The sequence below is a fragment of the Brasilonema octagenarum UFV-OR1 genome, from assembly GCF_963888615.1.
Lineage (GTDB): Bacteria > Cyanobacteriota > Cyanobacteriia > Cyanobacteriales > Nostocaceae > Brasilonema > Brasilonema sennae.
Map to the genome: position 1 here is coordinate 55,703 of NZ_CAWPKW010000201.1, position 11,475 is coordinate 67,177.

Annotated in this window: 6 protein-coding genes and 1 pseudogene; 4 read left to right on the plus strand and 3 right to left on the minus strand. The window is 41.7% G+C overall.

What is annotated here, in order from left to right:
- Window positions 1–67: 67 nt before the first annotated feature.
- A complete protein-coding gene (locus AC5590_RS14955; RefSeq protein ID WP_169264395.1) occupies window positions 68–517 on the plus strand; it encodes an ArsC/Spx/MgsR family protein in 450 nt (149 codons plus the stop codon).
- 298 nt (window positions 518–815) lie between these two features.
- Complete coding sequence (locus AC5590_RS14960) at window positions 816–1,094, plus strand: DUF7219 family protein (RefSeq protein WP_169264396.1); 279 nt, start codon at window positions 816–818, stop codon at window positions 1,092–1,094.
- 62 nt (window positions 1,095–1,156) lie between these two features.
- Here AC5590_RS14960 and AC5590_RS14965 read toward each other — a convergent pair.
- Window positions 1,157–1,609 (minus strand): annotated as a pseudogene (locus tag AC5590_RS14965) (SRPBCC family protein).
- Between the two features lie 313 nt (window positions 1,610–1,922).
- Here AC5590_RS14965 and AC5590_RS14970 point away from each other — a divergent pair.
- Together AC5590_RS14970 and AC5590_RS14975 are read left to right on the plus strand one after the other, a co-directional pair.
- Window positions 1,923–3,575 carry a mechanosensitive ion channel gene (locus AC5590_RS14970; protein ID WP_169264397.1) on the plus strand — a complete coding sequence of 551 codons (1,653 nt, stop codon included), beginning with the start codon at window positions 1,923–1,925 and terminating at the stop codon, window positions 3,573–3,575.
- Window positions 3,576–4,264: 689 nt separating this feature from the next.
- A complete protein-coding gene (locus tag AC5590_RS14975) occupies window positions 4,265–4,855 on the plus strand; it encodes a fasciclin domain-containing protein (RefSeq protein WP_169264398.1) in 591 nt (196 codons plus the stop codon).
- A 279-nt stretch (window positions 4,856–5,134) separates the two neighbouring features.
- On the opposite strand, the gene AC5590_RS14980 is transcribed toward AC5590_RS14975, so the two are convergent.
- Complete coding sequence (locus tag AC5590_RS14980; protein ID WP_169264399.1) at window positions 5,135–8,032, minus strand: CHAT domain-containing protein; 2,898 nt, start codon at window positions 8,030–8,032, stop codon at window positions 5,135–5,137.
- Between the two features lie 586 nt (window positions 8,033–8,618).
- Window positions 8,619–11,150 carry a two-partner secretion domain-containing protein gene (locus AC5590_RS14985; RefSeq protein WP_169264400.1) on the minus strand — a complete coding sequence of 844 codons (2,532 nt, stop codon included), beginning with the start codon at window positions 11,148–11,150 and terminating at the stop codon, window positions 8,619–8,621.
- Between the last annotated feature and the right edge of the window lie 325 nt (window positions 11,151–11,475).

Genomic DNA, 11,475 nt, shown 5'->3' on the forward strand with positions numbered 1-11,475 from the left:
TTTCTCTGCGGTTCCAAATAGCCCCATACCGGATTGTTGCAAGAAATTAACTAATTAGGACGATACTATGGCAACAGTAATTTTCTATGAAAAACCAGGCTGTCAAGGTGGTACAAAGCAAAAAACTTTGCTTACAGCTGCAGGTCATCAAGTCATAGCATACAACTTGCTCACTGAACCTTGGACTGCTGAACGTTTACGCTCATTTTTTGGCGATCGCCCTGTATCTGAATGGTTTAATCGTTCTGCCAAACGGGTAAAATCTGGTGAGATAGTTCCGGAAAATTTGGATGCCCAAACAGCCTTAATGCTGATGTTAAAAGAGCCACTATTAATTCGCCGTCCTTTGATGGAAGTGGGCGATCGCCGTGAAGTCGGCTTTGAGGTAGAAAAAATAGATGCTTGGATTGGCTTAATACCCAAGGATGCAACTCTTAAAGACATTACTGAAAAACTGATGCATCAAGATTTGCAAACTTGTTCTCATAACTCTGAACATAAACATCAGCCAGGTTAGTGCAACCACTAGATCACTTGATTAGACCAATGCACAAAAGTGCTTTTTGCACTCTTGTGGGAAAAGGTTAAAGGGGAAAAGGAAAAAACACAACCTTTCCCTTTTCCCGACAACTACCAGGAAATCTATTTACTGCTGAGATGGCTTGGGCGGATTGCATTTGAGCAATGCGCCCTTTTTGCTCTGAACCAAACTCTCTCTTTAGAAAGATTATACATAATTCCAAAGAGTTATTTGTTAAAAAAAATACTCTATTTAAGATAAGGTTAAATACCATAAAATAAATATCGCTAAACTGATGGAAGATCAAAATCAAAAAGACAAAGACAGCTTTCTTCATCCTCGTGGTCGCTACTATGGTCAATTTAAGCCCAAAAACTTAGTATTTAACGCTAATCTCCAACAATTCGCTCAAAAAATAGGCTATATCACGTCTTTAGAAACATCTGGCAAAATCTCTCCCTCAGATGCTTACAACCAGATTAAAGCACTATGGAAACAGTTAAAACGCAGCAAAAAACAGCTTGGCATTGGTAACGAACCACCAAGTGAACCAGAATCACCAGATGTTACGTGAAATCCGATGCATCACATAACCATATCTTAATCAAAAAGATTTGACTTTAAAGTACAACAAGCTTATTGAAACCCTTGTTGGATTTCCTCTGCAACCCGCTTAAGCCGACGCAGTTGAGATTGCATATCTTGTTTTGTCCAATTTTGGGCAAAGGTTTTGAAACCCCAACTGACAAGAGGGTTGGGAATCTCGAACTCAAAGCGGTTAACTAGACAGGTTCCTTTGTCTAGAGGTTGACATTCCCAAACGTCGCGCCCTTTAAAAAAACCCTGGAACTCCCACACAACCAAACCGGGCTGTCTTTCCACTACTGTGCTATCCAATGTCGGCTTTATGACTGGTATTTGAATCACAAACCGACTTTTGCTACCAACATTGGTACTCCACACACCAACAGGTTCGCAACGCAAGACGGGATTGAGTCAGCGATGCATAAGAGTATTTTCGGTAATGCAGCGTTCCACAGTTGTGGCTGTGGCGTTAATTTGAATTGACTGTTCAAAGACTTGAGACATTCCACATCTTTTTTGGTATGGCTGCATTTAGAGTAACGCGAAATTCCGCACTGCCAACGGATTTGTAAAAGTATGGCAACTCAGTTGAGTGTTGCTCTGTATATGGTATAAATACTCTATTGTTTAAGAAAATCAAAAAAAAGTATCAAAGTCAAAAAATTACTCTTGATATTCATTTTTTTGTAGAACTTTGCTGGTAAATTTATAGACAAAACGCTGATAATTTACGGAAGCGTAGGATTATCAGGACAATTTACATCAGAAACATCTAGGTGTTTTCTGCAATAACACTCAACTTTAATTCTGAACAACCATGAACACAACTTGGCAAGACATAACCCAGGTGATGGAAGTTGGTTTATCAATGAGGGTGCGATATTTCTCAGAACAATTATTAGCACAATCGCCAACCTTGCCATCGGAACGACCCGATACAGTCACTTACCTGCAAGGAACTCTACAACAGGTACTTAATTTTATGCCCCGTTTGCTGGGAGCAGTGCTGATTTTGTTAGTTGGCTGGCTGATTGCTGCTATTGTATCTGCTGTAGTACGCTCGCTCCTCAAACGCACCAATATAGACAACCGCATTGCTTCGGGGATAACCGGTGGTAGGGATGTTCCTCAAGTAGAGGGAATTATCTCCAGCATAGTCTTCTGGAGCATCCTACTCATAACAATAGTTGCCGTTTTAGATACGTTACAACTTAGAGTTGCTTCTCAGCCGCTCAACAGTTTTCTCAATCAAATTGGTGACTTTTTACCCAGACTAGTTAGTGCTGCGGTTATCTTAGGAGTCGCCTGGTTAGTGGCTAGTTTAGTCAAGCTGATAACCATACGCGCACTACAAGCGTTGCGGATAGACGAACGATTAAATCCACCACAAGACGATAGGCTAAATCTCAATAGCTTGTCTATCAGTGAGACGATTGGCAATGCTCTGTATTGGTTTATCTTTTTAGTCTTTCTCATCCCGTTGCTTGAGAATTTAGGGTTAACCCAAGCATTAACACCAGTAGAATCTCTTGTCACACAGATTATCTCAATTATACCCAATATTTTGGGTGCAACGTTAATTGCTGCGATTGGCTGGTTTGTGGCTAACATCGTGCGTCGAATTGTCACAAACTTACTGGGGACAACGGGAATTGACAATTTGGGAAATCGGTTTGGATTGAGTGGAGTTTCAGGAACGCAATCCCTATCGATGATTATCGGTACAATTGTTTATGTCTTGATTTTGATTCCTGTCGCAATTGCGGCACTCAATCAACTGCAAATTGCAGCGATTTCCGTACCGGCAATCTCAATGCTGGAACAGATTCTCAATGTACTGCCGAGTATCTTTACAGCAATAGCTATTTTGATTATTGCCTATTTTGTTGGGCGGTTTGTATCAGAGTTGGTAACTAATATACTCACAAGTATAGGATTTAACAACATTTTCTCTGTTCTCGGTCTGCCATCACCGACCAGACGAGTCGTCATTGCACAAGAACCAATAGCACCTGGAGTATCAAAGAGCACTCCGTCGGAAATCGTCGGCATTATCGCTCTTGTCGGTATTATGCTGTTTGCAACTTTGGCAGCAGTTAATATCCTGAACATTCCAGCGCTCACAGTATTGGTGAGTGGTATTGTGGTAGTGTTGGGGCGGATTTTGGCCGGATTGGTCGTATTCGCTATCGGTTTGTTTCTGGCAAATCTTGCTTTCAGCATTATTACCAGTTCTGGCAATCGCCAAGCACGGATTTTGGGACAACTCACCCGGATTGCGATTATTGCCTTTGTATCTGCAATGGCACTGCAACAGATTGGTGTTGCTAGTGATATTGTGAATTTAGCTTTTGGACTTTTACTGGGAGCGATCGCCGTTGCTATTGCATTGTCGTTTGGTTTAGGTGCTCGCGATATTGCCAGAGGACAAGTCCAAGAGTGGCTTGACTCCTTCAAAGGAAGAAATTAACTAGTTGTTTGCTCTGAAGACGGACTATAACCTCTCAGGCTTTATATCTTAAGCCGTGAATCTTGTCAAGAGCCAAAAGTTATCCTTAACCGGAGAACCTTGGCTCTTGAGTACCTTAAGACAAAACGTGCAATCTGAGGTGTTTTCACCGATTTGTCGCAAATAATGTGTAAATTTTTATGAGTTTGCAAATTACAAACAACAATCTAAAGGTATAATTGTAGAGAAAAACAAAAAATAAGGGAAACAAACAACAAATCTAGAAACAGCGAAATATAAAAAGAAGTAGGATTTCACGAATCGTTGGAACTATAAAAAAGGTTTTGCAGCAAACAAGCAGCTTTTTATTGACTCAGAATCACAGAATGCAAAAATCGCTGCTATTTTTCAGAAAAGATTTCGGGAATCACCCTTGATTGGGTTGTAGTAAGCATTGAGACTAAGACTTGGCTGAACATGAACTGTTAGACCATGAGTAGGAGAAGATAGAGCCGTGGGTAGACAGTGCGTTATAGTACTGCCTCCTCTACAGGTAACTGGCGTTGAGGTTACGTCCCTTGTAGCGACTGACGTCGAGCTTTTCTCCTATAGCCTCCTATCCGTACAATCTTAAAGGGTGGTTTCCGGCTAAGAGTCTGCGACTAGAAGTTGGAAAAGTTTTCAAGTGTTTAGTTAAACCTCATCTACTTATGCTTAATCAAAATCCTCTAAAAGCCCCAATCACCAAGAGCCAGTTCAAGAAATTAGCTTGCGCTGTAGGAATTGCTGGTGTCACTACCCTCATCAGTGTTCCTGTGTTAGCCAAATTCTATCCTCCTATGGCTCTTTTTCAGCCTTCAGCTCATCGCAGTTATCCCTACCGCAACTCTGAGAAAAGCATTGCTGATACACTAAGCCAAAATACTAAATTTGCTAATCTTTATCATGAGTTGAAAAAAGCAGGTCTTCTGGATACTTTGAAGCAAGGTAATTACACAATATTTGCTCCAACCAATGAAGCCTTTAATGCTTTACCTAAAAAGGACTTTGAGCGATATAGCCAGCCACAAAATCGAGCCAAAGTGCTGAAGTATCATTTAGTTACTAGTAATATTACTGGTAAAGACCAAGACCTAAATGGTAAATTAGTCACAACTGTTGAAGGGGATCAAATCAAAATAACTGTTGACCCAGAAGGCACAGTCAAGCTGAATAATGCGATTGGTAAGCATCCCTCTATCAAAGCAAGCAATGGTGTGATTATTGAAGTTGACAAGGTACTTATGCCCCCTGGGTTGTAAAACTCTACTTGTACGGGTGGTCAATCTCTGCTCTGCGCAGACCTCGTAAGTGCAGAGCACGCAATCATGACCTCTTCCGTAAGGCGTGCCGTAGGCATACAAAGCAGCGTCTCGTAGAAAACTGATCGCCAAATTGTATTCAACATAACTTGCTATTTTGCCTCGTTCCCAGTCTCCGACTGGGAATACCCATTTGGAGGGCTGTAGCCTCCCTTGATCACAGTATAATTGACACCAATGGGCACAGCATCCTGTGCCCATTTTTATTGTGTGTGTCGTTTATTGCCAATTCCCCACTAGTACAAACGGTGCCCAGAAATGGGGGTGAGTGTAATCCTGATTTTTGAGAGCGAGCTGATTTTTGAGAGCCAATTGTGCTTGTTGCAAGGCTTGTGCTTTATTTATGTTTGTCTTCTTGGATTGCTCTAACTGACGATAAAATTCACCCATGACTTGAGCAGTACTTTTATCTTCTACAGACCACAGTGTCGCCAGTGTACTGCGTGCTCCAGAACGCACCGCAACTCCAGCCAATCCTAAAGCAGCTCGATCATCTCCACTAGCTGTCTGGCAAGCACTGAGAACTAATAATTCGATTGGTGTACGCTGGTACTGGGTGTTGTCTCGCAGTAAGCCACCCAATTCTTTAACATTGATGCGGCGATCCCAAGCGAGGATAAACGTATCCTTAACCCTGGAGCTAAACTGACCATGAGTTGCTAGATGGACTATGGGAGGAACACGAGATGCAGCAGTCTGTTTTTGAATCTCGGCGGTAGTAAATTTTTCGTTGAGGAGTTCCTTAGATGAAACTCCAAATTTTTCGATTTGTTCTAGTTCCTGCTTTACGTAACTTAATTTTGGAAAACTCTCATTTGGGGGGTTTTCGCTGAGTCCGGCTGTTAAAGCTCTCAAACCAACCTTTGAAATTGGTTTTGGATTCACTAGCTGCAAACCAGGTGTTACAGCAATGGCATACTTTTCTAGTAGATACTGCTTGCCATCGTGAAGAATACCCATAGGGATATTCCGCAAGTCTTTATCCAGTACAAAAGCCAAAGTCTGGACTTTACTGTTTGCTAACTCTGCTTCCAGTGGTTGAATTATCCAGCCATACAATTTTTGGTATATAGGCAAAAAGTCATTCTCTTTACTGGTAAAAGTGGCGAGAGAACGTTGCACATCGTCTTGTACAATTTTCTTAAGTTCTCCTGGACCAACAGGAGCTGTATGAAGGGTTAAAGGTTGATTTGGTAGGCTCAGAATAACCTCTAACCGGTCTTCCAAAGCAATTGTATAGATAACTGCTGCGGTTTTATCTATATCATCAATCTTTTGAGCTTTTGCCTCTACGCAGGATTCTCGGAAAAAGTTGTTTAATTCAGCTAATTGTAGAGATTCAATAACGGTACGAGCTTGATCTATGTATGTTTGAGGGTTTTCCTTTTTTTGAGTTTGTTTTAATGAATCTACCTGTTTTGTTCCTGCTTGTTTTAAGGAATCTACATATTTTAAATCTAACTCAACTAACTCTCGATAAACTGGTTCGACATTGTTCCGAAAAGAAAACTGTACTTCTGGGTTGATTGCTACTAACTCACTGCGTAGTGACTGAAGGGCATTATATGCTTTGGTGTAAGCGGCGATCGCATCCTTAGTCTCTCCTTGCTCTTTACGTATCCGCCCCAACTGCCAGAAATACTGGTAAGCTACATCTGGTGTTGAAAAACTGGAAGCTAAACTTAGAGCTTGTTTTGTTAATTCTTCTGCTTTCGGTAAATCTTTCTTCAGTTCGTACAGTCTGCCACGATTTCCCAAAGCATAAGCCTCCGCTCTTTTGTCTTCCAAACTTCTGGCTTGTTGTGCAGCTTTCTCCAATATCCTATCAATGTCGTCAAGGATTGGGAGTTTGGAATTAGCTTGGAGTGGGAATTGTTCTTGTTGAGCTAATTTGAGTAAATTCTGAGCAAAGTTGATTTGGAGGTACACTCCTGTCCGGCTAGCAGACAAGTTGTTCAGTTCAGGATTGAGCTTGTTCCATAATTGTTCTGCTTCTAATATTGTTTTCTGATTATCTTCTTGCGACAAGTTCTCCGACTGTTGTGATTCTGACGATTTTTTTGGTTTCAACTCGCTCAACCACAAGCTCAGTTTATTCAGTTCTGCTTGTTGTCGCACAGTTGGCGATGGAGACAGCTTCACGACTTTAGTGTAAGAATCAAGTGCTTCTCGTTGAGATTCCTCTCTTGTGTCCCGAACTAGATCAACTTCACCTAAGTCACGTGCTGTATTGCCTAAACTCAGATAAACATCAGCTTGCTCTTGGGGAGAATTTAAATTTTGAGCTTGCTTTAAACTTGCTTTCAAAATCATTTGAGACTGCTCTAATTGACCAATGAATCGCTGCAGTTCTCCGAGACTTCGTAATCCCACAACTTTGTATACAGAAGGACGTTGAAGTTCAATGGCTTGAAGTTTTTTCGTGAGTTCTTCTGGAGTTAATTGACCTAACTTATCACAGCTTTTTACCCCGAGTTCTTGATTGAAAACTTCTAATAAAGTACTACAAGCACGAGGATAAAGACCCAAATCTTGCATCGCTTGAGCTTGATTAATCTTGCTCTGTGCTAATTTTTCTGGATCATTCGCTCTTGCATAAATCTTAGTTGCTTCTTGCCAAGAGTTGAGAGCATCTGCTGTTTGACCTAATTCTCTTTGCAAAGAGCCTTGAATCTCCAAGCTTTGAGCCAAGACTTTTAATTCTTGTTTTCCTTGTAATGGTGTTTTCAAAAGTGCCAAACTGTCTTCGATTGCCTTTTTAGCTTGTTCCCACTGTCCCAGTTGTTGATAGCTCAAAGAGAGATTGCTCAACGCCATTGCTTGATTTAATCTATCTTTTCTAGCAGCAAAAACACTCGCTGTTTGTTTCCAAGCTGATGCTGCTTCCTCAAATCTTCCACTCTGATAGAATTTGACTGCTTTGTTAGCTAACTGTTCAGCATCATATGGAGATTGGACAATCGAGGTTGGTGAGGTTGGCGAAGAAACTTTAGCCCCAACAACAGGCGATATTCCTGAGAGGATAAATAATAAGGCTGCCAGAACAAGCGATCGCTTTTTATATATTCTTTTGGAGAAATTTCGTATCTTTCTGAGTAGATATTTGTGGAATATCATATTTGGCTCCTTCTGTCAAAAATATATAATGATTACTAATTCCTAAGTTCCGTTAACAGACACATACCTCAACGTACAGCACAACGACTAGCAGGTATTAGTTGCGTAAGTCCTGAGCTGTTTTAGAAAATATTGAAGAATTCACCAACTCAGAATGGGCTGCGCTTTTGCACTCTACAGGAGTCAACAATCCTTTAGTGGGGGATTGGGGTTCGTCACTGTCTTGTTAAGCACGCTCATCAAAGATTTAGTGAGGGACTTAAACCCCCTTATTTAGATCTTGCACCTTGACTTTAGTACCTCTTGAACTTAACGTTCAGGGCTGCATAGCCAAAGTCCGTTAAAAATCAGATCTTGCACCAGTATCAACAACGAAGCAGAGCCTCGATATCTTGTTCCCAGGCTGTAGCCCAGGAACGAGGGTTGGGAGGCTCAGCCTCCCGATAATTGAGAATGCTGCAAGATGTTAGTTAAAACGGACTTAAACTTTGAGCCAAGAAATTTCTTTCTTCGCGGACAAGAATTATGCTGCAAGAATGGTATCAGTATTGTACGTTTAATTTGGTTGTTTTACTTGTGAAGAATTTTATCTGTCTGCGGCGCAACTATTCGCAGGTGTTTGCGGTTGACGTTGTGGGCCAGTTTTGGTGGGATCATATGCTACCAGCACCACCTGACCTTTTTCGTTATATATCCAACCTTGAGCAGGTATTATGCGTTTGACAGGTGGATTGGTAGATCGTTGCGTGTAAGTTGCAGTTGTTGAACTTACCGTACTGGGAATAGGCTCAATTAAATCAACACGCACATTGTCACTACTGAGGATTTTATTAGGATCAGTTGGCAATCCTCCACGCCCGGTGATGGTAAAGGTACTACCAAAACCTTTAGCACAGGGGTTTTGGGCAATCTGCTGTCCGGGGTCGATCACAGTTTCTGTCAATTCAAATAATCCTTGACTAGGATCAATCTCTGGTGTGTTAAATTGCACAGTACCACTATACTGTGGACCGCGTTCGGAAGTCGCACTAATCACGCTGTCTGGAGAAAGAAATCTATTACCTTTAGTTGTAATGTTTACCTTCCCTCCATAACCTTGTTGGGCATTGGCTGTGATTTTGCTATTTTCCAAGGCAACTAGGTTGTCAGTGTTGATGGTAATATTGCCTCCATCAGCTATGTTTGTCGCATTTGTGGTGATATTGCTGTTGCGGCGCAAGATAACGTCGTCGGAATTCAGGATAATGTTGCCCTGTCCTGCTGTGGTGTTGGCGTTAATAGATGCTCGGTTGTCCAGTTTGATGGAGTTAGCCGTAACAGTTAGCAAGCCTGCACTTCCTCCTCCTGAACTGCTAACACTAACTTGTCCGTCGTTAGTCAAGTCAACAGCACTGGCATTAATATTTATATTGCCGCCTCTAAAATTGCCTTCAGTTGTTGCTGTGACAGTACCATAATCTGATACACGTAAGTTACGAGTATTGATAGTGATATCACCAGCATTACCTCCGGCAAATCGCTTACTAGTCGTTGTCACCGTAGTATTTTCAAAGTCACCAGAGCGATCGCTGTCGTCCGATATAAGTGGCTCTTTGCCTGAAATTTCTACTCGATTAGTGCCATTAATCAGAATCTTACCAGAGTTACCACTGTTGAAGGATCTAGAGGAGACTTCTGTGCCATCTGTGATAAAAATAGAGCTTCCACTAATGTTTATATCACCTGCATTGCCTAGTGTTGGGTATGTTCTGGTTGCATCGGGAAATCCAACAGCAGTGTTGACCAAAGTATGTTGCAAATAGACCGGACCAGACGATTGTATTGTAATGTTGCCAGAATTTCTTCCTCTACCAAAGACTTGGCTAACAACGGAGCTATTGTTTACTAATGATACAAACTGATTACCTTCCAATGATATATTGCCCGCATTTCCGCCGAAGCTGCCCGCAACCAAAAAAGCATTGTCTAAAGATATAGAAGTATTCGCTTTTAGTGATATGTTTCCGCTTTGTGGTACACCGCCGTAAGTGGAGATAAGTGTATCCCCAGCACTTGCATCCTGCCCAATTAAAGAAATCGAGCCTGTGGTGGCTTCAAGTGATATGTTTCCAGAAGGTCCACTTCCACGCGGGCTTGTATTTAATGTAGGAGGAAGCGGAGAATCTGTTGGAGTACTAGCCTTATTCGTGATCGAAATTTCACCAGCTTTAATATTAATGTTACCTGCATTGCCAGTAGCATCTTCATCTACAATATTAGTCACTTGGCTGGGATAGTTAATACTCACTTTCCCAATCCCATTGAGTGTAATGTCTCCTGGTGGTGAGTTATCTGCTGTTAATCCTTTGCCAACGCCAGCAAAAATATTTCCTCCCAAAAGGTCTATATTTCGGGCATTCAGGACGACACTCCCTGCTCCTGTTGCACGTACATCAACAGTTGCACCATTTGTGAGCGATATATCACCGAATTGTACTCCCACAGGAAAACTCAAGCTTCCATTACTACTCAACCCAACTATCCCAGGAGCAGACAATCCTCCTATCTCAACTCGTCCTCCTGGTGCTGTTATTGCACCGCTATTTAAACTGACGTTACCACCTACCAGTGCGAAGGAGTTTCCTTGAGGAACACTAAGAACAGCAGATTGACTAGTAATATTTTGGGGATTATCGCGATACCTCAATCCAATCGGAACATTAATAGTTAACAATGGCGGCGCTTGCGGGTTAGTCGCACTAAATTCAAACCCATTGTCAAATAAAAAACTATTCGCGGTACTCCCCAAAAAGGAACCACCGATATTTAATTGGGCATTTGGTCCAAAAATAATCCCTGCTGGATTGAGTAAAAATAAGTTCGCTTTGCCGAGTGTTCTAATCAAACCATCAATATTAGAAACAGAACCACCTGTCACCCGGTTGATGATGTTTAGGACATCCGTTGCATTATTGAAGTTCGCCGAGCCACCTGTGGGTACAGAAAATTCTTTAAAGCTGTGAAAAAGATTTCCTCCTCTTCTAGTTCCATCATTGATGTTGAAATTTTTGCCGTCAGGAGTGGTAACTGTGGTGGATACAGTTCCATCAGCAGAGACTTGCGCAACTGCAATACTCATAGGCGTAAGACTGCCCATAATCGATAGAGGTACAGTGAGTAAAGACAGCAAATATATTTTGTTTACGTTGTGCGATAGCCTAAATGTTTTCATACGAGTATGCATTTTTTCTAAAGATTTTTTACATTGGTTTTTATGAGTCAAAGCTAAGCTGTAACCAAAACGCGCGGGTGTAAGCGGAAAGAAAAAACGATATTTTTGTACAACAAAGCTCCTGAACCACCAAAGGTGTCAAGCGCCCCACTGATTTATTTTTTACACCCTTACACAGTTCGGACGTTCGGCGAAGCTATCTCCTGAGCCCTGAGTCCCAAAGGGACACGCT

Coding starts and splice junctions, on each gene's coding strand:
- AC5590_RS14955 (WP_169264395.1), top strand. CDS start 68: ATGGCAACAGTAATTTTCTATGAAAAACCAGGCTGTCAAGGTGGTACA.
- AC5590_RS14960 (WP_169264396.1), top strand. CDS start 816: ATGGAAGATCAAAATCAAAAAGACAAAGACAGCTTTCTTCATCCTCGT.
- AC5590_RS14970 (WP_169264397.1), top strand. CDS start 1,923: ATGAACACAACTTGGCAAGACATAACCCAGGTGATGGAAGTTGGTTTA.
- AC5590_RS14975 (WP_169264398.1), top strand. CDS start 4,265: ATGCTTAATCAAAATCCTCTAAAAGCCCCAATCACCAAGAGCCAGTTC.
- AC5590_RS14980 (WP_169264399.1), bottom strand. CDS start 8,032: ATGATATTCCACAAATATCTACTCAGAAAGATACGAAATTTCTCCAAA.
- AC5590_RS14985 (WP_169264400.1), bottom strand. CDS start 11,150: ATGAGTATTGCAGTTGCGCAAGTCTCTGCTGATGGAACTGTATCCACC.